Annotated in this window: 20 protein-coding genes and 2 tRNA genes; 15 read left to right on the forward strand and 7 right to left on the reverse strand. The window is 68.5% G+C overall.

The genetic code is table 11. The features are described from left to right. Both map and AC07O8_RS18505 read right to left on the reverse strand, forming a co-directional pair. A complete protein-coding gene (gene map, locus AC07O8_RS18500) occupies window positions 1-819 on the reverse strand; it encodes a type I methionyl aminopeptidase (protein WP_495049415.1) in 819 nt (272 codons plus the stop codon). A 153-nt stretch (window positions 820-972) separates the two neighbouring features. Beyond that, window positions 973-1800, reverse strand: coding sequence for an undecaprenyl-diphosphate phosphatase (locus AC07O8_RS18505; RefSeq protein ID WP_495049416.1), 828 nt, complete (start codon window positions 1798-1800; stop codon window positions 973-975). 308 nt (window positions 1801-2108) lie between these two features. Between AC07O8_RS18505 and AC07O8_RS18510 the strand changes: the two genes are divergently transcribed. The 6 genes from AC07O8_RS18510 to AC07O8_RS18535 all read left to right on the forward strand — a co-directional run bounded on the left by AC07O8_RS18510 (window position 2109) and on the right by AC07O8_RS18535 (window position 7591). Then, a complete protein-coding gene (locus AC07O8_RS18510) occupies window positions 2109-2834 on the forward strand; it encodes a TetR/AcrR family transcriptional regulator (protein WP_495049417.1) in 726 nt (241 codons plus the stop codon). Window positions 2835-2919: 85 nt separating this feature from the next. Beyond that, complete coding sequence (locus tag AC07O8_RS18515; RefSeq protein WP_495049418.1) at window positions 2920-3573, forward strand: protein-L-isoaspartate O-methyltransferase family protein; 654 nt, start codon at window positions 2920-2922, stop codon at window positions 3571-3573. A gap of 252 nt (window positions 3574-3825) precedes the next feature. After that, window positions 3826-5196 carry a TolC family outer membrane protein gene (locus tag AC07O8_RS18520; RefSeq protein WP_495049419.1) on the forward strand — a complete coding sequence of 457 codons (1371 nt, stop codon included), beginning with the start codon at window positions 3826-3828 and terminating at the stop codon, window positions 5194-5196. 153 nt (window positions 5197-5349) lie between these two features. Beyond that, on the forward strand, window positions 5350-6135 hold the full coding sequence (gene yaaA, locus AC07O8_RS18525) for a peroxide stress protein YaaA (RefSeq protein WP_495049420.1): 786 nt from the start codon (window positions 5350-5352) through the stop codon (window positions 6133-6135). A gap of 94 nt (window positions 6136-6229) precedes the next feature. Beyond that, window positions 6230-7102, forward strand: a complete 873-nt coding sequence (locus AC07O8_RS18530; protein WP_495049421.1) for a 2OG-Fe(II) oxygenase — start codon at window positions 6230-6232, stop codon at window positions 7100-7102. Between the two features lie 90 nt (window positions 7103-7192). Beyond that, on the forward strand, window positions 7193-7591 hold the full coding sequence (locus tag AC07O8_RS18535; RefSeq protein ID WP_495049422.1) for a hypothetical protein: 399 nt from the start codon (window positions 7193-7195) through the stop codon (window positions 7589-7591). 142 nt (window positions 7592-7733) lie between these two features. Here AC07O8_RS18535 and efp read toward each other — a convergent pair whose 3' ends face one another. Together efp and earP are read right to left on the reverse strand one after the other, a co-directional pair. Next, the gene (gene efp, locus AC07O8_RS18540) at window positions 7734-8288 is read right to left on the reverse strand and encodes an elongation factor P (RefSeq protein WP_495049423.1); all 555 of its coding nucleotides are present in this window, start codon (window positions 8286-8288) and stop codon (window positions 7734-7736) included. Window positions 8289-8366: 78 nt separating this feature from the next. Continuing rightward, window positions 8367-9476, reverse strand: a complete 1110-nt coding sequence (gene earP, locus AC07O8_RS18545) for an elongation factor P maturation arginine rhamnosyltransferase EarP (RefSeq protein WP_495049424.1) — start codon at window positions 9474-9476, stop codon at window positions 8367-8369. Window positions 9477-9694: 218 nt separating this feature from the next. Here earP and uvrC point away from each other — a divergent pair, with 218 nt between their 5' ends. The 7 genes from uvrC (at window position 9695) to AC07O8_RS18580 (ending at window position 15808) form a co-directional block, all read left to right on the forward strand. After that, window positions 9695-11677, forward strand: a complete 1983-nt coding sequence (gene uvrC / locus AC07O8_RS18550) for an excinuclease ABC subunit UvrC (RefSeq protein ID WP_495049487.1) — start codon at window positions 9695-9697, stop codon at window positions 11675-11677. Window positions 11678-11704: 27 nt separating this feature from the next. Next, window positions 11705-12307: a hypothetical protein gene (locus AC07O8_RS18555; RefSeq protein WP_495049425.1), complete on the forward strand. Its 603-nt coding sequence runs from the start codon at window positions 11705-11707 to the stop codon at window positions 12305-12307. A 62-nt stretch (window positions 12308-12369) separates the two neighbouring features. Next, the gene (gene pgsA, locus AC07O8_RS18560) at window positions 12370-12936 is read left to right on the forward strand and encodes a CDP-diacylglycerol--glycerol-3-phosphate 3-phosphatidyltransferase (RefSeq protein ID WP_495049426.1); all 567 of its coding nucleotides are present in this window, start codon (window positions 12370-12372) and stop codon (window positions 12934-12936) included. Window positions 12937-13203: 267 nt separating this feature from the next. Further along, complete coding sequence (locus AC07O8_RS18565) at window positions 13204-13476, forward strand: HU family DNA-binding protein (protein ID WP_067270581.1); 273 nt, start codon at window positions 13204-13206, stop codon at window positions 13474-13476. A 9-nt stretch (window positions 13477-13485) separates the two neighbouring features. Next, window positions 13486-13561 (forward strand) — tRNA-Val (locus tag AC07O8_RS18570). Window positions 13562-13699: 138 nt separating this feature from the next. Beyond that, complete coding sequence (locus AC07O8_RS18575) at window positions 13700-15613, forward strand: peptidylprolyl isomerase (protein WP_495049427.1); 1914 nt, start codon at window positions 13700-13702, stop codon at window positions 15611-15613. Between the two features lie 119 nt (window positions 15614-15732). Further along, window positions 15733-15808 (forward strand) — tRNA-His (locus AC07O8_RS18580). Between the two features lie 122 nt (window positions 15809-15930). Here the strand turns inward: AC07O8_RS18580 and AC07O8_RS18585 are convergent. Continuing rightward, complete coding sequence (locus tag AC07O8_RS18585) at window positions 15931-16743, reverse strand: sensor histidine kinase (protein ID WP_495049428.1); 813 nt, start codon at window positions 16741-16743, stop codon at window positions 15931-15933. 87 nt (window positions 16744-16830) lie between these two features. Next, complete coding sequence (locus tag AC07O8_RS18590) at window positions 16831-17556, reverse strand: Crp/Fnr family transcriptional regulator (protein ID WP_495049429.1); 726 nt, start codon at window positions 17554-17556, stop codon at window positions 16831-16833. 190 nt (window positions 17557-17746) lie between these two features. On the opposite strand from AC07O8_RS18590, the gene AC07O8_RS18595 reads away from it, so the two are divergent. Both AC07O8_RS18595 and AC07O8_RS18600 read left to right on the forward strand, forming a co-directional pair. Further along, on the forward strand, window positions 17747-17875 hold the full coding sequence (locus AC07O8_RS18595) for a hypothetical protein (protein WP_495049430.1): 129 nt from the start codon (window positions 17747-17749) through the stop codon (window positions 17873-17875). Then, window positions 17876-18574, forward strand: coding sequence for a hypothetical protein (locus AC07O8_RS18600; protein WP_495049431.1), 699 nt, complete (start codon window positions 17876-17878; stop codon window positions 18572-18574). 85 nt (window positions 18575-18659) lie between these two features. Here AC07O8_RS18600 and AC07O8_RS18605 read toward each other — a convergent pair whose 3' ends face one another. Next, a complete protein-coding gene (locus tag AC07O8_RS18605; RefSeq protein WP_495049432.1) occupies window positions 18660-19163 on the reverse strand; it encodes a YciE/YciF ferroxidase family protein in 504 nt (167 codons plus the stop codon). Between the last annotated feature and the right edge of the window lie 12 nt (window positions 19164-19175).

Genomic DNA, 19175 nt, shown 5'->3' on the forward strand with positions numbered 1-19175 from the left:
TCAGGCCGGAACGGCCTGGGGCAGGGCGAAGGCCGGGGGCGGCGGCGTGCCGGCCGACTGCGTGAGGATCTCGAAGCCGGTCTCGGTGACCAGCACCGTGTGCTCCCACTGCGCCGACAGCGAGCGGTCCTTCGTGACGATGGTCCAGCCGTCGCCCATCTCGCGGATCTCGCGCCGACCGGCGTTGATCATCGGCTCGATCGTGAAGACCATGCCGGGCACCAGCTCCTCGAGCGTGCCGGGACGGCCGTAGTGCAGCACCTGCGGCTCCTCATGGAACTTCTGCCCGATGCCGTGGCCGCAGAACTCGCGCACGACGCTGAAGCCGGCGTTCTCCGCGAAGGTCTGGATCGAATGGCCGATGTCGCCCAGGCGCGCGCCCGGCTTGACCTTCTGGATGCCCTTCCACATCGCCTCGTAGGTGAAGGCGCACAGCCGCCTGGCGGCGATCGAGCCCTCGCCGACGACGAACATCCGGCTCGTGTCGCCGTGCCAGCCGTCCTTGATGACGGTGACGTCGATGTTGACGATGTCGCCGTTCTTCAGCGGACGGTCGTTGGGGATGCCGTGGCAGACCTGGTGGTTGATCGAGGTGCAGATCGACTTGGGGTAGGGCGTGTAGCCTGGCGGCTGGTAGTTCAGCGGGGCGGGGATGCCCTGCTGGACGTTCACGATGTAGTCGTGGGCCAGCTTGTCGAGGTGGTCGGTCGTGACGCCCGGCTTGACGTGCGGGGTCAGCATGTCCAGCACCTCGGACGCCAGACGGCCGGCGATGCGCATGGCGTCGATGTCGGCGCCGGTCTTGATCGTGATGGTCATGGGTTCGATTTTAGCTGCCGCCAGTCGGAAACGCCGGACCGTCGGCGGAGGCCCCGAAGGCGGCCGACTTTTCAAGCGGAGCCCGGCGATCTGGCTTTGCCAGGCGCACGGGCTCGCCCCCTTGGGGGGCCGGCGTAGCCGGTAGGGGGGAGCTTATTCAGCCCAGACGATCACGCCGGTGTAGGCGGTGATCAAGACCACGATCCCGAAGGCGATGCGGTACCAGGCGAAAGGCACGAAGCTGTGGCTGGCGATGTACTTCAGCAGCCAGCGCACGCAGATCCAGGCGCTGACGAAGGAGAAGAACAGCCCCACCGCGAACAGCGGGATGTCGCCCGTCGACAGCACCGAGCGCTCCTTGTACAGGCTGTACAGGCCGGCGCCGATCAGGGTCGGGATCGCCAGGAAGAAGCTGAAATCGGTGGCCGCCTTGCGCGACAGGCCCAGCAGCATGCCGCCGATGATGGTCGCGCCGGAGCGGCTGGTGCCCGGCACCATCGCCAGGCACTGGACGAAGCCGACCTTCAGCGCGTCCATCGGCGACATCTGGTCGACGTCCTGGATGCGCACGGCGGTCTGCTGGCGGCGCTCGGCCCACAGGATGATGAAGCCGCCGATGATGAAGGTGCTGGCCACCACGACGGGGGTGAACAGGTGTTCCTTGATGACCTTGCCGAACAGCAGGCCGAGGATCACCGCCGGCAGGAAGCCGATCGCCACGTTCAGCACGAAGCGGCGGGCGCGCGCGTCGCTGCCCAGCCCGGCGGCGGTCTCGCGCAGGCGCTGCCAGTACACGATGATCACGGCGAGGATGGCCCCGGTCTGGATCGCGATGTCGAACACCTTGCCCCGGGCATCCTCGAAGCCGCCGAGCAGCGAGCCCGCCAGGATCAGGTGGCCGGTCGACGAGATCGGCAGGAATTCGGTCAGGCCTTCGACGATCCCCATGATCGCGGCCTTGATCAGCAGCACAGTGTCCAAAACGACGACTCCAGAATGCCGCCTCGCTCGGGGTGGAGGCGGGTCGGCGGGGATCATAGCCGTGGCTCGAACCCGGTTTGCCGCAGTGCAGCACCCGGATGGGCGGTCCGGCGTAAGAGGGGCGTGAGGGGGGCGTGAAGGGGCAATGTGAAGGTCGTCAGTCCCTCCTGAAGGGTGCCGCGCCCGGGGGAGCGCTTGACCGGGTCGAAAGCTGGCCGCTACATTACTGACCGGTTAGTCAGTTATTGACTGCGCCGACCCCGCGCGCTGCGCGCGCCTCTCACCCCCTCTCCCGCAGTTCCTTCCACATGCCTCGCGCTTCCGCCAAGACGGCCGCTCCGGCGCCCTCGTCAGCTGCTCCGGCGCCGTCGTCCACCCGACAGCGGCGCAAGGAGGCGCGGCCGCAGGAGTTGCTCGAGGCGGCGCTGTCGCTGTTCGTGGAGAAGGGCTTCGCCGCCACCCGTTCGGAGGAGGTCGCCGCCCGGGCGGGGGTCTCCAAGGGGACGCTCTACCTCTACTACCCGTCCAAGGAGGAACTCTTCAAGGCGGTGGTGCGCGAGGCCATCGGCACCAAGATCGCCGAAGGCGTCTCGGAGCTGGGCAAGCACCAGGGGTCGATGGCGGAGCTGCTGACCTGGATGCTGTGGAGCTGGTGGGAACGCATGGGACTGACGCCCGCCGGCGGCATCCACAAGATCATGATGAGCGAGGCGGGCAACTTCCCGCAGCTGGCCGCCTTCTACAACGACGAGGTCATCGAGCCCAGCTGCGCGTTGCTGGCCGAGGTCGTGCGCCGCGGCATCGCCTCGGGCGAGTTCCGCGACGTGGACCCCGACGTCTGCGTGATGGTGCTGATCGGGCCGGTGCTGCATCTGGTGCTGCATCAGCACTCGATCGGCGCCGCGGGCGTGGTGCACGACCACAAGCCGGCGCCCGAGGCCGTGCTCAGGCTGCAGCTCGACCTGATGTTCGAGGGACTCCTCAACCGCCCGCGTCCCCCATCGGAGCCGGCCACGCCGCATCCGGCCGCCTAGAATACCGCCCGCATTGACGCCCCCGCTTCCTGACCGCTTCCTGACCGCATTTGGCGCGCCGTGCGGCGCCAGAGGATCAAAGAACATGAACTTCGAACAAGCCCGCTTCAACATGATCGAACAGCAGATCCGCCCCTGGGATGTGCTGGACACCTCGGTGCTGGCCCTGCTGGCCGTGGTCAAGCGCGAGGATTTCGTGCCCGCCGCCTACCGCAACGTGGCGTTCACCGACGTCGAACTGCCGCTGGCCCACGGCCGCAAGATGCTGCCGCCCCGGGTCGAGGCCCGCTGGATGCAGGAGCTGCAGATCGAGCGCCATGAGAAGGTGCTGGAAATCGGCACCGGCGCCGGCTACATGGCCGCGCTGCTGGGCCACAAGGCGCAGCAGGTCTTCAGCGTGGAGCCGGATGCGCAGCTGGCCGGCGCCGCCCGCGACGCGCTGCGCCGCAACGGCGTGCTGAACGTGACCGTGGTCGAGGGCGACGGCGTCAAGGGCCTGCCCGGCGAGGCGCCCTTCGACGTGATCCTGCTGTCGGGCTCGGTGGCGCAGGCGCCGCAGGCGCTGCTGGACCAGCTCAAGGTCGGCGGCCGCATGGGCGTGATCGTCGGCGAGGAGCCCGCGATGACCGCGCGCATCGTCACCCGGACCGGCGAGCGCGCGTTCACGACGAAGAACCTGTTCGAGACGGTGGTGCAGCGCCTGGACGGTTTCGACACCGGTTCGCACTTCACGTTCTGAGGAAGGCCGCGGCGGGGGGGCTTGCAGCCCGTCGCGCGGAATTGCCGTCAAGGGGTGCGAAGACTGCAAGTCGTCGCATTTCTTTCGAGACAAGCGGGGGAGGTGATCTATAACCTCGCCCGCGGCACCGGGGTCGGATCGGAGGCGATCGATCCGGCGGTGCCGAGGTACTGAATCCCGGTCGCGGACCCTCCGCGGCCGGTCCGCAGTTGGATCGATCCGAAGAACATCACATCGACACGAGGATGCCTCATGGCCGCTGAACGCCGTCCGTCTCCCATCTCCCGCCTGCCGCGGGTCTCGCTCCTGGCCGCGGCGCTCGCCCTGGCGGCGGGCGCGGCCCAGGCGCAGAGCCTGCAAGAGCTGTACGACGCGGCGCGTGTCTACGACGCCACCTACCTGGCGGCGCGCGCCACGGCCGACTCGGCGCAGTACCGCTACGGCCAGGCGCAGGCGCTGGCCCGTCCGAGCGTGGGCCTGGGCGTCGGCGCGACGCGCAACGAGGTCGACCTGCCGGCGATCGCCGACGGCAAGGGCGGCACGGTCAACTCCGGCTGGCAGGGCAACACGGTCAGCACGGCCGGACTGAACGCCAAGTACGCGATCTTCAACCGCCCGAACATCGGCAGCATCGAGCAGGCCCGCCTGGGCGTGGACGTCGCCCAGTCCGACCTGGACACGGCCGAGCAGGACCTGATCGTGCGCGTGGCGCAGGCCTACTTCGACGTGCTGGGCGCCAAGGACACGCTGTCGACCTCCAGCGCGAACAAGGCCGCGATCGCGGAGCAGCTGGCCTCGGCCAAGCGCAACTTCGAGGTCGGCACCGCCACCATCACCGACACCCGCGAAGCGCAGGCCCGCTATGACCTGGCGACGGCGCAGGAACTGGCCGCCGACAACGACCTGCGCGTCAAGCGCGTGACGCTGGACCAACTGGTCGGCCGCGTCGGCGTCGAGCCGCGTCCGCTGGCCGTGCCGGTGGCGCTGCCGCCGGTGGTGCCGTCGACGGTGGACCCCTGGGTCAGCGTGGCCGAGGGCGCCCATCCGGCCATCCGCAAGGCCCAGCTGGGCCTGGACATCGCCAAGATCGAGATCGAACGCGCCCAGGGCGCCCGGTGGCCGACGGTCGACCTGAACGCCTCGCTGGGCGTGCAGCGCCAGACCGGCGAGGGCGTCAGCTACACCGGCAACACCAAGCAGGGGTCGCTGGGCGTGTCGGTGAACCTGCCCGTGTACACCGGCGGCCAGATCACCAATCGCATCAAGGAAACGATGTCGCTGGAGGAGAAGTCCCGCAACGACCTCAACTTCGCCCGCCGCAGCGTCGAGGAAGGCACCAAGCGCGCGTTCTTCGGCGTGCAGTCGCTGCAGGCGCAGGTGAAGGCGTACGAGGCGGCCGAATCCTCCACCAAGCTGGCGCTGGAAGCGACGCAGCTGGGCTACAAGGTGGGCGTGCGCGTCAACCTGGACGTGCTCAATGCCCAGACCCAGCTGTACACGACGCAGCGCGACCTGGCCAAGGCGCGTTACGACGTGCTGGTGAACAGCCTCAAGCTGCGCCAGGCGTCGGGCCAACTGCGCCCCGAGGACGTGACGGCGATCAACACGCTGCTGGCGCAATAAGCAAAAGAAGTCACCCGCAATCCCCGGTCGCAAATCCGTCGAAGCACGGTGGTGGTCGGGGACGGCGGGCCAACGCTCGAACGTCTGCGGGTGGGCGGTCTTGCGCCGGCAAGGGCCAGGTCTTGCGCCCGGAACGAGCGACAATCAGCGCCCATGCTGTTTGTGATTTCTCCCGCGAAGTCCCTGGACTACGACACCCCGACCCCGGACACCCTCGCCGCGCTGGCGACCCGTCCGCAATTCGTGCCGCAGTCGGCCGAGTTGATCGAGATCCTCAAGACCCAGTCCGCGTCGGACATCAGCGGGTTGATGGACCTCTCCGAAGCCTTGTCGAACCTGAACGTCGCCCGCTACCACGCGTGGTCGACCCGCTTCACCGACAAGAACAGCAAACCGGCCGTGCTCGCCTTCGACGGCGACGTGTACGACGGCCTGCAGGCGTCGACGCTGTCGCTGGACGACCTGCAATGGGCGCAGCGCCACCTGGCGATCCTGTCGGGCCTGTACGGCGTGCTGCGGCCGCTGGACCGGCTCCAGCCCTACCGGCTGGAGATGGGCACGGCGCTGAAGAACGACCGGGGCGGCAACCTCTACGCCTATTGGGGCGACACGATCGCCGAGCATCTCAACGCGCAGAGCGCGCAACTCCAGTCGCCGGTGATCGTGAACCTGGCGTCGCAGGAGTATTTCAAGGCCGCCGCCCGCAAGGTGCTGAAGCCGCGCGTCATCGAATGCCAGTTCGAGGACTGGAAGAACGGCCGCTACAAGATCATCAGCTTCTTCGCCAAGCGCGCGCGCGGCCTGATGGCGCGCCATGCGATCCAGCATCGCATCGGCACGCCGTCCGGATTGCAGGACTTCGCCGCCGACGGCTACGCCTACGCGCCCGAGGCGAGCGAGCCGGACCGGCTGGTGTTCCGTCGCCGGATCGCCGAGTGATCATCGATGAGTGAGCGGCCACGCGTCAGCAGGACCTGCTTTCGGGCACACCGGGATACAGGCACAGACCGATCAGTTTGATACCGTCGCGGATATGAGCAACTCGCAATACCTCACGCCCGAACTGCGCGACTGGGTGGCCACGCAACTGCGCAATGGCATCACCCGCGAGGCGCTGTACCAGGCCATGCTGACCAGCGGCTGGCAGCCCGACATGGCGCAGCAGGCGCTGGCCGAGCATCGACCGTTCGAGGCGCCGATCGAGACGCCCTTGCGGCTGCCGGAGCTCCCGGAGCCCGCGATCGCGGCCGGCTCCCTGCCCGAACCCGACCTCAGCGAGCAGCGCAGCGTGCTGCTGCCGGACGGTCATCGGGTCGAGATCCTGATGGCGCTGCAGCGGCCGCGGGTGATCGTGTTCGGGAACCTGCTGTCCGAGCAGGAGTGCGACGCGATCGTCACGAACGCCGGGCAGCGTCTGGCGCGCTCGGAAACGGTCGCGGCGCAGCGCGAGGGCAGCGAGGTCAACGCCGCCCGCACCAGCGAGGGCATGTTCTTCGAGCGCGGCGAGAACGAGGTCGTGGCCCGCATCGAACGCCGCATCGCGACGCTGCTGAACTGGCCGGTGCGCAACGGCGAGGGCCTGCAGGTGCTGCGCTACCGCGCCGGTGCCGAGTACCAGCCGCACTACGACTACTTCGACCCGCGTCACGCCAGCAGCAAGGCGATCCTGGAGCGCGGCGGCCAGCGGGTCGCCACCATCGTGATGTACCTGAACACGCCAACGCGCGGCGGCGCGACGGTGTTCCCGGACATCAAGCTCGACGTGATGGCGCAGAAGGGTAACGCCGTGTTCTTCAGCTACGACCGGCCCGACCCTGCGACGCTGACGCTGCACGGCGGCGCGCCGGTGGTCGATGGCGAGAAGTGGGTCGCCACAAAATGGTTACGCCAGGGCGAGTTCGTTTGACGCGGCCTTCACCGGCCGCCCGCTAGACTCGTGTCCATCGCCACGAGCGCCGGCCCCGGCCGGCGCGTCCCGAAGAAGAAGGAAATCCCCATGAAGTCGTTGATCGCCGCCCTGAGCACCGCCTTGCTGGCCACCGTCGCGCAGGCGCAGGTCCAGCCGCAGGCGCAACCGGCGCCTCCCGCGACGGCGCCTATCCCGGCCGCGCGTGCCGAGATGGCGGCCCCGGCCGCGCCCATGGCCAAGCCGGCCGAGGACACCCACGGCGCCGGCAAGCACAAGGCGGCCGGCAAGACGGCGAAGCAGGGTGCAAAGCAAGGCGCGAAACAAGGCGCTAAACAAGGCGTAAAGCAAGGCGGCAAGCACGCTGGCGCCAAGAAGTCCGGCGCCAAGAAGAAGCCGGCGCAGCATGCCTCGTCGGGCAAGTCGGGCTCGAAGAAGGTCGCCAACGCCAAGCCGAAGAAGAGCAAGCAGCGTCACGCTGCGGCTTGATGCCGGCACGCCTGGCCCCCTCCGAGGGGCCGTGCCGGAGATCGGGTCGTGGATCGCGGATCTCGAAAAGCAAAAAGCAGCCCGCGGGCTGCTTTTTTCGTGGGGCGCCGGGCCGTTCAGGCGCTGGCGCGTTGCCGTCGACTCAGACGCGCTTGCGGTACTCGTGCGTGCGCGTGTCGATTTCGATGTTGTCGCCTTGCGCCACGAAGATGGGCACGGGGATCTCAAAACCGGTGGAAATCTTGGCGGGCTTCAGGACCTTGCCCGAGGTGTCGCCCTTGACGGCCGGCTCGGTCCAGGTGACTTCACGCACGACGCTGGTGGGCAGTTCCACGGAGATGGCCTTGCCGTCGTAGAACACCACTTCCACTTCCATGCTGTCCTGCAGGTAGTTGATGGCGTCGCCCATGTTCTCGGCTTCCACCTCGAACTGGTTGTACTCGGAGTCCATGAACACGTACATCGGATCGGCGAAGTACGTGTAGGTGCACTCCTTCTTCTCCAGGATGATCTGGTCCATCTTGTCGTCGGCCTTGAAGACGACTTCGGTGCCCGAGTTGTTCAGCAGGCTCTTGAGCTTCATGCGCACGGTGGCGGCATTGCGGCCACCGCGGCTGTATTCGGTCTTCAGCACGACCATGGGGTCCTTGCCGTGCATGATCACGTTGCCGGCGCGAATTTCTTGTGCGATCTTCATGATGATTCCGGGAGAAAGAGTCCGAAAGCCGCGCAATCAGAACGCGGAAAAGCCGCGCATTCTAGCTCGAAAGGCCCCTCACGCGCCAACCGGCGGCCCGGCGAAGTCCCGCAGGCGGGCGGTCAGGGCCGGTCGGGCGGCCAACCCGGCGCGCCACGCGCGGGCATGCGCCGTGGCGGCGCCCAGGTCGCGGAGGGCCTGCGCAGCGTCCGGCGCCCACGGCGCCAGGCCGTTCCAGGCGCGGGAGAGTGCGCCCCAATGCGTCCGCAGCGGCGCCGGCGCGCCGGCCAGCGATTGCGCGAGGAAGGCCTCCAGCTTCGGCCCGTGGGCGCCGTCGTCCTGGAAATAGATCTGCCAGAGCATCGGCCGCCCGGCCCACTGCGCGCGGACGAAGGAGTCCTCGCCGCGTACGAGGTTCAGGTCGCAAGACCACAGCAGCCGGTCATAGTCGGCCTGGCTGAGGTGAGGCAGGGCGATGGCGCGCTGCCCGGTCCGCAGCAGCGGCGGGAGTTCCGCCTGCGGTGCGCCCGGGCACAGCAGCAGCAGCAGCCATCCCGGGCCGAGCGCGTCGAGGAACGCCGCCAGCGACGCGTGCGGGTAGGCGAACAGGCTGAGCACCCGTTCGCCGGGCGCCGCTGCCCAGCCGCGTTCCCGCAGCCAGGACGCGCCGTCATGCGCGTCGACGGCCTCGACCAGGCCCGGCTCCCGCAGCAGTCCGCCGGTGCGGTCGTTGAAGCCGGGGTAGAAGAAACGCTTCTCCAGGCCCGCGCCAGGCCCGGAGAACTGCGGCGAACTCAGGCCGTGGCTGCGCTCGACATAGCTTTCGGCGCTGAGGTATTCGAGGTTGATCCACGCCGGCTTCACCGCGCGGGCGGCCATCGCCGCGACGAAGGACGCCGGCAGCTCGCAGCCGAAGGTCTCGAGGACGACATCGCCCGGCTCGGCCTGCGCGCTGCCGGCCCAGGGCAGGCAGGCCAGGCCCTCGACGGCGTCCGGCTGCATCCACGCCAGCGGCGACAGATCGTCGCTCCACAGCCGCACCCGCGCGCCGTGTCGCGCGAGGTCGCGCGCCAGGCGCAGGCACACGCCGAGATCCCCGTAGTTGTCGATGACGCGGCAGAAGATGTCCCAGGTCCGTCCGTCAGGCGTCTGCGCGTCGGGAGAGGATTCGGCGGGGGTGTCGGGCATGGCCGGATTATCCGGCGGCACAATCGCGCCCCATGAGCACGACCCCCGCCGGCGCCAGCGAAGTGCCGGAGCCGACCCCCGATCCTTCCCTCGGCCCATCCGGCCCATCCGGCCCCGCCGCCGCCGCCGCCCCCGCCGCGCCCGCGGCGTCCCCTGCCGACGAGTGGAACGCCCAGTCGACCGCCATCGAGGCGGCCGAGTCGCGCCGCGTCGCCGACATGGAGCGCGCCGCGCGCGAAGGCCGCGACCGCCTGCTGGCCGAGGTGCTGGCGCTGCCGGCGCTGCCCGGCGTCTACCGCTACTTCGACGCGCAGGACCACGTGCTCTACGTCGGCAAGGCGAAGAACCTGAAGCGGCGCGTCTCGAGCTACTTCCAGAAGGACCACGGCGGCACGCGCATCGGCATGATGATCGCGCGCATCGCGCGGCTCGAGACCACGGTGGTGCGCACCGAGGCCGAGGCGCTGCTGCTCGAGAACAACCTGATCAAGGCGCTCAATCCGCGGTTCAACATCCTGTTCCGCGACGACAAGAGCTATCCCTACATGCGGCTGTCCGGCCATGCCTGGCCGCGCATCAGCTACTACCGCGGCGCGGTCGACCGGCGGCACCGCTACTTCGGCCCGTTCCCGAGCGCCTGGGCGGTGAAGGAATCGATCCAGCTGATCCAGAAGGTCTTCCAGCTGCGGACCTGCGAGGACACCGTCTTCAACAACCGCAGCCGGCCCTGCCTGCTGCACCAGATCCATCGCTGCACTGCGCCCTGCGTGCCGGAAGGCCAGAACGACGACTACCGCCGCAACGTCAGCAACGCGGAGCGCTTCCTGCTCGGCGAGACGCAGGAAGTGATGGACGCGCTGCAGGCGCAGATGATGACGCACGCCGAACGCTTCGAGTACGAGCAGGCGGCGGGCATCCGCAACCAGATCACCGCGCTGTCGAAGGTGCTGCAGCAGCAGGCCGTCGACGAGAACAGCGCGACCGGTCGCGACCGCGACGTCGACATCCTGGCCGTGAAGCTGCAGGGCGGGCGCGCCTGCGTGAACCTGGCGATGGTGCGCGGCGGCCGGCATCTGGGCGACCGCGCCTACTTCCCCAAGCACGTCGACGATGCGACCGCCGTCCAACTGCTGGACGACGATGAGCTGGCGCCCGTTGAAGTGGAAGGCGAAGGCGAGGGCGGCGTCCAGGGCGGCGTCCAGGGCGACGGCACCCGCCGCACCCGCGTGGAGCCGCCGAGCCCCGAACGCCTGGTGCTGGAAGCCTTCATCGCGCAGCACTACCTGGAGATGGCGGTGCCGTCGCTGCTGGTGCTGTCGGAGGCGGTCGACCCGGCGCTGGCCGAGGCGCTGAGCGTGCAGGCCGGCTACCGCGTGACGACGCAGGCCCAGCCGCGCGGACAGCGCCGCATCTGGCAGGAGATGTGCGTCAAGGGCGCGGAGATCGCGCTGGCGAGACTGCTCTCGGAAGAGGGTTCGCAGCAGGCGCGCACGCGCGCGCTGATCGACGCGCTGGACCTCAGCGTCACCGAGCTCGACAAGTTCCGCATCGAGTGCTTCGACATCAGCCACACGGCCGGCGAGGCGACGCAGGCGTCCTGCGTCGTCTTCGAGGGCCACCAGATGCAGAGCGCCCAGTACCGGCGCTTCAACATCGAAGGCATCACCGGCGGCGACGACTACGCCGCGATGCGCCAGGTCTTGACACGCCGTTACAGCAAGATGGCCGAGGCCGCCCAGAATGGCACCGGCCGGATGCCGGACCTGGTGCTGGTGGACGGCGGCAAGGGCCAGGTGTCGATGGCGCGCGAGGTCTTCGAGGAACTCGGCGTCGACCTGGGCCTGATCGTCGGCGTTGAAAAGGGCGAGGGGCGCAAGGTCGGTCTCGAGGAGCTGGTCTTCGCCGACGGCCGCGAGAAGGTGTACCTGGGGCGCGACTCGGCGGCGCTGATGCTGGTCGCGCAGATCCGCGACGAGGCCCACCGCTTCGCCATCACCGGCATGCGGGCCAAGCGCGCGTCCATCCGCACCGGCGGCTCGCGCCTGGAGGACGTGCCCGGCGTCGGCCCGAAGAAGCGCGCGCAGCTGCTGCAGCGTTTCGGCGGCGTGCGCGGCGTGGCCGGCGCGAGCGTCGAGGAGCTCTGCAGCGTCAAGGGCATCTCGCGCGAACTCGCGGAAGAAATCTATCGCGCGCTGCATTGAACGGCGCGCGGCTTGTTGGGAACAGACATGACATCGATCCATCGAACTTCCGGGCGCCGTTCCTGGCTGCTTGCGGCGCGCTGGAGCGGCAAGCTGGCGCTCGCGCTGTCGCTGGCGGCCTGCGGCTCGCCGACGCAGCGCCAGCCGGAGCGTCCTCCCGTGCAGGAGACGCCTCGCGCGCCGGTCGCCACCCCGATCGCCACCCCGATCGCCACCCCGATCGCCACCCCGATCGCGCCGGGCGGGCCGGTGCCGACCTCGCCGGCGGTGCGCCGCGGCCTGCCGCTGCCGGCACCGCACGCGGTCAGCTCGCATGAGGACCTGCGCCGCCAGGCCGCGCAGCGCATGGTCGCCGCCAATCCGGACGGCACCTACATGGGCGAGGTGCCGGCGGAGCTGCTGGCCATTCCGGTGCTGGAGGTCGAACTGAACCAGGACGGCTCGATCAGGCACATCCGCGTGCTGCGCAAGCCGACCCAGGCCGAGGACACCATCGAGGTCGCCATCGCGGCGGTGCGCCGCGCCGCGCCGTTCGGCGACGTGAGCCGCCTGTCCAAGCCCTGGAAGTTCGTCGAGGTCTTCCTGTTCGACGACGACCGGCGCTTCAAGCCGCGAACGCTGGACGATTGAGGCTCGACGATTAGGCGTCGACCGACGGTTCCTCGCCTGGAAACGTGGGCACAATGCCGCCCATGTTCTGGACGCTGCCAACCTTGCTGACCTGGGCCCGCATCGTGGCCATCCCGCTGATCGTCGGGGTGTTCCACCTGCAGATCTCGCCCGCCCATCAAAACCTGCTGGCCACCGTCCTGTTCATCACGGTGGCCTTGACCGACTGGGCGGACGGCTACCTGGCGCGCAAGCTCAACCAGACCTCGTCCTTCGGTGCGTTCCTGGATCCGGTGGCCGACAAGTTCCTGGTCTGCGCGGCGCTGCTGGTGCTGCTGGAGCAGCAGCGCGTCGACGCGCTGGTCGCGCTGGTGATCGTCGGGCGCGAGATCGCGATCTCCGCGCTGCGCGAGTGGATGGCGCAGATCGGCGCCTCGCGCTCGGTGGCGGTGCACGTGCTGGGCAAGCTCAAGACGACGGTCCAGATGGTGGCCATCCCCTTCCTGCTGTTCGACGGCAAGGTGTTCGAGGTCATCAACACCCGGATCTGGGGCACCTGGCTGATCTACCTGGCCGCGGTGCTGACCATCTGGTCGATGGTCTATTACCTGCAGAAGGCGCTGCCCGAGATCCGGGCCAAGGCGCGTTGAACCCCCGGCATCGGCGGGCACGTCGCCGTCCACGCTGAAAGTCACGTTGCATCGCACGTTGCAGTGCACGCTGAAGTCCACGTTGCAACAGCGTGTGACGTGTGCGTTCGGATGCGCGATTTCAAGCCGGCCGCTGTCCCCTGGGTGACCGTCGGACACCCCCCTCGTATCGGGACTTCCCCCTTGTCTGGGCCGCGGGTCAATGCGTCTAGAATCCGCTTCCCGCGCCGTTCGGGCGGCCTGGCAAACCAATGAGGGGGTACCTTCGTGAACAAGTCCGAATTGATCGAGCACATCGCCAAGCAGGCGGACATTTCCAAGGCGGCCGCGGGGCGCGCACTGGAAGCCGTCATCGGCGGCGTGAAGACCACGCTCAAGAAGAACGGGACGGTGTCGCTGGTGGGCTTCGGCACCTTCAGCGTCACGAAGAGAGCGGCCCGCACCGGCCGCAACCCGCGCACGAACGAGGCGATCAAGATCAAGTCGGCGAAGGTGCCGAAGTTCCGTCCGGGCAAGGCCCTGAAGGACGCCGTGAACTGACAAGTTTCCGGGCGCTTAGCTCAGTTGGTAGAGCACCTCCCTTACACGGAGATTGTCGGCGGTTCGAGCCCGTCAGCGCCCACCAGAAAACCGAGGCCGGTCCACGTGATCCGTGGACTAGAATGCCGCGGCCCAAAGGCGAACCCCGGTTCGCCTTTGTCGTATGTGACGTGCCACTGAGACGTGTCTTAGAAACGTGTCTTAAAGAGACCTGAGGTTGTTGATGTTCGATTTCGTACGCAAGCACACGCGGCTGTTCCAGTTCCTGCTGCTGATCCTGATCGTGCCGTCCTTCGTGCTGGTCGGCGTGGAGGGCTACAGCCGCTTCATGGAAGGCGGGAACACGGCGGTCGCCTCCGTCGACGGCCACAAGATCACGCAGGCCGAGTGGGACCAGGCGCAGAAGACGCAGGTCGAGCGCATGCGCATGGAAGCGCCGACGGCGGACCCCAAGGTCTTCGACTCGCCGGAAGTGCGCAAGGACGTGCTGGAGAACCTGCTGCGCGAACGCGTGCTCGCCGCCGTCGTGGCCGACGAACATCGCACCATCAGCAACGACCAGTTGCTGGAGCTGATCCGCACGGATCCGCAGCTCGCGCCGCTGCGCGACGTGGAGACCGCCAAGCGCATCGCCGCGCAGCAGGGCCTGACGGTCGACGGCCTGCTGCAGAACGTGCGCCAGAGCCTGCAGATCAACGGCGTGCTGGGCCCCATCGCGCAGAGCGCGCTGCCCACGCAGGCGAGCGCCGGCCTGGCCTTCGACGCGCTGCTGCAGCAGCGTGAGCTGCAGTTCCAGACCTTCGCCGCGAAGGATTTCGCCGCGACGCTGACGCCGAAGGACGCGGACCTCGAGGCCTACTACAAGGACCCGAAGGTGGCCGCGAAGTTCCAGTTGCCTGAAAGCGCCGACATCGAGTACGTCGTGCTGGACGCCGGCGCGCTGCAGGCGGGCGTGACCGTCAACGCGGACGACGTGCAGAAGTACTACGACGAGAACAAGGCGCGCTTCACCAGCGACGAGGAACGTCGCGCCAGCCACATCCTGATCAAGGCCGGTGGCGACATGCCGGCCGCCGACAAGGCCAAGGCGAAGGCCAAGGCCGACGAGCTGCTGGCCGAGGCGCGCAAGAACCCCGCCGGCTTCGCCGAGCTGGCGAAGAAGAACTCCGAGGACCCGGGCTCGGCCGCGAACGGCGGTGACCTGGACTTCTTCGGCAAGGGCGCGATGGTCAAGCCCTTCGAGGACGCGGTCTACGCGCTGAAGAAGGGCGAGATCAGCAACGTGGTCCAGTCCGACTTCGGTTACCACATCATCATGCTGACCGACGTCCGCGGCGGCCAGGTGCGTCCGTTCGAGACGGTCAAGGCCGGCATCGAAGCCGACCTGCGCCGTCAACTGGCGCAGAAGCGCTACACCGAGCAGGCGGACAGCTTCAGCGACACGGTCTACAGCGACGCCGATTCGCTGAAGCCGGCGGCTGACAAGTTCAAGCTGACGATCCAGAAGGCGACCGTGCAGCGCAAGGCCGCGCCGGACGCGACCGGCGTCCTCGCGTCGCCGAAGCTGCTGGAGGCGGTGTTCGCGGCGGATTCGCTGAAGGACAAGCACAACACGGCCGCGGTCGAGGCGGGCGGCAACCAGCTGGTGTCGGCGCGCGTCATCGCCTACAAGCCGGCGCGCGTGCCGCCGCTGGCGGAGGTCAAGCCGATGCTGACGATGGCGTGGGTGGCCGATCACGCCGCGCAAGCCGCGAAGAAGGCGGGCGAGGCCCGCCTGGCCGAACTGCAGAAGGGCGGCGACGCCAAGGGCCTGGGCGAGGCGCTGACCGTGTCGCGCGCCAAGCCGGGCGTGCTGCCGCAGAAGGCGCTGGACCAGGTCCTGCGCGCGGATGCCTCGAAGCTGCCGGCGTATGTCGGCGCGGACGCCGGCAACGGCGACTTCCTGGTGGTGAAGATCGCCAGGATCCTGCCGCGCGATCCGGCGCTGATCGATGCCAAGCGCGCGGCGGACCAGTACGCCCGGGCGTGGAGCGCGGTCGAGATGGCCGGCTACTACAACGTGCTCAAGGCCGACTACAAGGCCGCGATCAAGCCGGCGGTGCTGAAGGCGACGGCCGCCTCGGCGCCGGCGAACTGATCGCTCGCCAGACAAGGCAAAGGGCGGCACTCGCGCGATTCGAAGGGTTTCTCAAAAGAATCGCAGAAAGTGCTTCCCACAGAGGAGAAAAGTGGCCATAATCTAAGGCTTCTCCAGTGGTGGCTATAGCTCAGTTGGTAGAGTCCCAGATTGTGATTCTGGTTGTCGTGGGTTCGAGTCCCATTAGCCACCCCACCGAATGAAGAACGCCCGCAAGACGCAAGTCCTGCGGGCGTTTTGCATTGCGGCGTCGACAGCGGGTCGGACGGGTCCTGCACCGGTGCCGGGGCGTCCGGCATGCACCCCCCGAGGAGACGTCAGATCGCCTTCGGCGCCTCCCAGAGGGGCAGCTTCAGGCAGAACTCGCTCCCGTGGCCCAGGCCCTCGCTGTGGGCCGTGATCGCGCCGTCATGCAGCTCGGCGATGGCCCTGGCCAGCGCGAGTCCCAGACCGAGGCCGTGGTACTCGGTGTTGAGCGGATGTCGGCCCTGGACGTACGGTTCGAAGATGCGCCCGATCTGATCGACCGCAATCCCCTGGCCGTTGTCCTTCACATGCACGACGCAATGCTGGGCGGACTTCACCGTCCACACCTCGATGCATCCGTCCGCAGGCGTGTACCGGGTGGCGTTCGCGAGAAGGTTCCTCATCACCTGCGCCAGCCTCGTGGCGTCGCCGCAGACCTGGAGCGAGGCCTCCGGCAGCATCGTCATCAGCCGGTGCCGCTTGTGCGCCCGTCCAGGTTTGGTCGCTTCCAACGCATTCGACAGGAACTCGCGAACGGACACCGGCACGCGGTGCACCGCCAAGGTGTTCCGCGAGACCAGCGCGTGATCCAGCAGGTCCTCCACCAGGCGTTGGCAGGTGGTCAACTGACGTTCGATGACGGCGCGCTCCGCCGTGTCGTCCGGGCTCGACCTCATGTTGAGCACCCGCAACGCGGAGCCGATCGCCGCCAGCGGATCCCGCAGTTCGTGCGCGACGAGCGCCAGGATGTCGCTACGCCGCTGCTCCGACGCCTGCAGGGCCAAGGCACCGAATCTCAGCGTCTGGTCGAGCGGCGCGCCGGGCGTCATCCCCGCGCTCGCACCATGCCCGTCGGGCTGCGGGAAATCGTGGGAGGGCGGCATCGCGGATCCTGGAGGCAAGAAGGACCTCCACGCTGATCCTGCTGGACGGATCCGTCTGTACGGCGGCGAACCGATCGCCGACGGGACTCACAGGTCGGGGACAGGCGATGCCGTCAGCAGCCGGTTGTACTCGTTCTTCACGACCGCGTAGCACTCGCAGGTGCGCAGCTCCAGCCCGGGGCGGTCCAGCACCGTGATGTGGCCGCGTCGATATCGGATGAGGCCGGCATCCTGCAGGTTGCCCGCGGCTTCCGTGACCCCTTCGCGGCGCACGCCCAGCATGTTGGCGATCAGTTCCTGGGTCATGACCAGGTCGTCGCCGTGCAAGCGGTCCAGGCTCAGCAGCAGCCAGCGGCAGAGCTGCTGATCCAGCGAATGGTGGCGATTGCACACCGCCGTCTGCGACATCTGCGTCAGCAGGGCCTGCGTGTAACGCAGCAGCAGCTGCATCACCTTGCCGGCGCGGTTGAACTCCTTGAGCATCAGGTCCGCGCGCAGCCGCAGCAACTGGCCGGCGCTCTGCACGACGCCGCGGCTCGGCGTGGTCTGGCCGCCCATGAAGAGCGCCACCCCCAGCACGCCCTCGTAGCCCACGACGGAGATCTCGGCGGAGCCGCCGTCCTCGAGCACGTAGAGCAGGGACACGATGCAGCTCGTGGGGAAGTAGACGTGCGTCAGCTGTCCGCCCGACTCGTAGAGCACCTGCCCGAGCGAGGCCTCCACCACTTCCAGATCCGGCAGCCACCGGGCCAGTTCGTCGTCCGACAGCGCCGCGAGGAGCCGGTTCCCGCGTGCCAACTGCATGCTCACCATCAGCGCTCCTTGCGGCCGGGGGGCCGTCGATCGAGTATAGGGGGAGGGGGGCGGGAGCTCAGGACCGGGGTTCCCCGCGTCCGCGGCGTCCGCGGCCCGGCGTGGGTACGGTGGCGCACCGACCCGGCGGGCGCATCGGCGCAGGCTGCGGGCTGATCGCTGTCATTCCCCCAACCGCCCAGGAGCCCCCATGTCCAAACGTCAACACGGCAACAAGGAAGCGAAGAAGCCCAAGCAGGCCCGGCCGCCCATGCCGACGCCCGCCATGCCCGTCCCCGCGACCCTCCCGGTGGCGCCGCCGCGCGTCGGCCGGCGGTAGATGGCCTCGCCCAGCCCCGGCCGCCTGGACAGCCTGAGCCTGCTGCATGGCTGCAAGGTCACGGGCAACGACGGCGACATCGGGCATGTGCGTCTCGCGCTCTTCGACACGACGGACTGGCGCATCCACTTCCTGGTGCTCGAATCCAGTCCCTGGCTGTTCGGTCGCTGGGTGCTGATCCTGCCGTCCCTGCTGCTGCAGCCGATCGAGCGCGGCAGCATGCACATGGACGTCATCCGGCGCACCGTCAGGACCAGCCCCACGCTGCATCCGCTGCAGGGCATTTCCGCGCAGCAGGCCCAGGCCGCGCTGATGCACTACGGTCAGGCGGCGCCGGCGGCCGCGGACCTCCCGCTGCTGATCGAGACCGCGCTGCTGGACTGCGAGCTGTCGTCGGACGGCGTCGGCATCGGCCGCGTGGTGGATCTGGTCTACGACGACGTGGACTGGACGCTGCGCTATCTGCTGGTCGACACGAGCGCGTGGTGGCCGGGCGGTCACCGCGTCCTGATCGGCGTACGATGGATCGAGGCGATCGACGTCGAGGCGAAACAGATCCGCGTGTCCGTCGACCGTGCCGCGGTCCGTGCCAGCCCGCCGTTCCAGGACGTCGCCTCCATCGATCGCGATTACGAATCCCGGCTGCATGACGGCCACGGCCGCGAGCGCTACTGGATCGAGCCGTCGCTGGCCGCTTGAGCAGCCGCATGCCGCCGGTGCCGACGGCACCGCCAGCGCCGCCGAAGCGGGGACACGACGTGTCCCCGCCCGGCCGCGCCCCGGTTCACTCCTCGGCGGCTTCGCGGTTGACGGCCGCCTCGGCCAGCTCCGACATCAGCTCGTCCGCGTCATACATGTCGTCGACGGCGTCCTTCAATTGCCGGGCGTCGTCGTCGAGCTGCAGCGCATTGGCGAAGGCGGCGACCGTGCCGAAGCCGGTGATGCCGTAATGCGTCATGCGCTGGTACTGCGCAATGATCGCGGCGTCCAGCACCGGACCCTGTTCCGGCGGGTCCTCGAGGACGTGCTTGAAGGCCTCCTTCACCAGGCCCTCCATCCCCTTGCAGTGCTCCTTGGACACCTCGTCGCCCTGATTGGCGATCAAGGCCTTCAGCAGGGCGGTGTGATCGGCGAGGCCGGTCTGCGCCTCCTCGAGCATCTGCGACAGCTTCTCGTTGGTGGCTTGCGGGGCGATCTTCTCGAGGGCCCGCGCCATCTGGTCGTTGGCGGACCAGAGGTCCTTGAGCTCGTCGAGGTACAGGTCTGAAAGCGTGGAGATGGTGGCCATGGTGGCGCTCCT

The organism is Roseateles sp. GW821-FHT09G09 (genome assembly GCF_059415965.1).

Excerpts from the sequence above, each read along its gene's own strand:
- AC07O8_RS18595 (WP_495049430.1), top strand. The coding sequence starts at position 17,747 with ATGTCCAAACGTCAACACGGCAACAAGGAAGCGAAGAAGCCCAAGCAG.
- AC07O8_RS18605 (WP_495049432.1), bottom strand. The coding sequence starts at position 19,163 with ATGGCCACCATCTCCACGCTTTCAGACCTGTACCTCGACGAGCTCAAG.
- AC07O8_RS18575 (WP_495049427.1), top strand. The coding sequence starts at position 13,700 with ATGTTCGATTTCGTACGCAAGCACACGCGGCTGTTCCAGTTCCTGCTG.
- AC07O8_RS18555 (WP_495049425.1), top strand. The coding sequence starts at position 11,705 with ATGACATCGATCCATCGAACTTCCGGGCGCCGTTCCTGGCTGCTTGCG.
- AC07O8_RS18510 (WP_495049417.1), top strand. The coding sequence starts at position 2,109 with ATGCCTCGCGCTTCCGCCAAGACGGCCGCTCCGGCGCCCTCGTCAGCT.
- map (WP_495049415.1), bottom strand. The coding sequence starts at position 819 with ATGACCATCACGATCAAGACCGGCGCCGACATCGACGCCATGCGCATC.
- uvrC (WP_495049487.1), top strand. The coding sequence starts at position 9,695 with ATGGAGCGCGCCGCGCGCGAAGGCCGCGACCGCCTGCTGGCCGAGGTG.
- AC07O8_RS18530 (WP_495049421.1), top strand. The coding sequence starts at position 6,230 with ATGAGCAACTCGCAATACCTCACGCCCGAACTGCGCGACTGGGTGGCC.
- AC07O8_RS18515 (WP_495049418.1), top strand. The coding sequence starts at position 2,920 with ATGAACTTCGAACAAGCCCGCTTCAACATGATCGAACAGCAGATCCGC.
- yaaA (WP_495049420.1), top strand. The coding sequence starts at position 5,350 with ATGCTGTTTGTGATTTCTCCCGCGAAGTCCCTGGACTACGACACCCCG.
- efp (WP_495049423.1), bottom strand. The coding sequence starts at position 8,288 with ATGAAGATCGCACAAGAAATTCGCGCCGGCAACGTGATCATGCACGGC.
- AC07O8_RS18590 (WP_495049429.1), bottom strand. The coding sequence starts at position 17,556 with ATGGTGAGCATGCAGTTGGCACGCGGGAACCGGCTCCTCGCGGCGCTG.
- AC07O8_RS18585 (WP_495049428.1), bottom strand. The coding sequence starts at position 16,743 with ATGCCGCCCTCCCACGATTTCCCGCAGCCCGACGGGCATGGTGCGAGC.
- AC07O8_RS18600 (WP_495049431.1), top strand. The coding sequence starts at position 17,876 with ATGGCCTCGCCCAGCCCCGGCCGCCTGGACAGCCTGAGCCTGCTGCAT.
- pgsA (WP_495049426.1), top strand. The coding sequence starts at position 12,370 with ATGTTCTGGACGCTGCCAACCTTGCTGACCTGGGCCCGCATCGTGGCC.
- AC07O8_RS18535 (WP_495049422.1), top strand. The coding sequence starts at position 7,193 with ATGAAGTCGTTGATCGCCGCCCTGAGCACCGCCTTGCTGGCCACCGTC.
- earP (WP_495049424.1), bottom strand. The coding sequence starts at position 9,476 with ATGCCCGACACCCCCGCCGAATCCTCTCCCGACGCGCAGACGCCTGAC.
- AC07O8_RS18520 (WP_495049419.1), top strand. The coding sequence starts at position 3,826 with ATGGCCGCTGAACGCCGTCCGTCTCCCATCTCCCGCCTGCCGCGGGTC.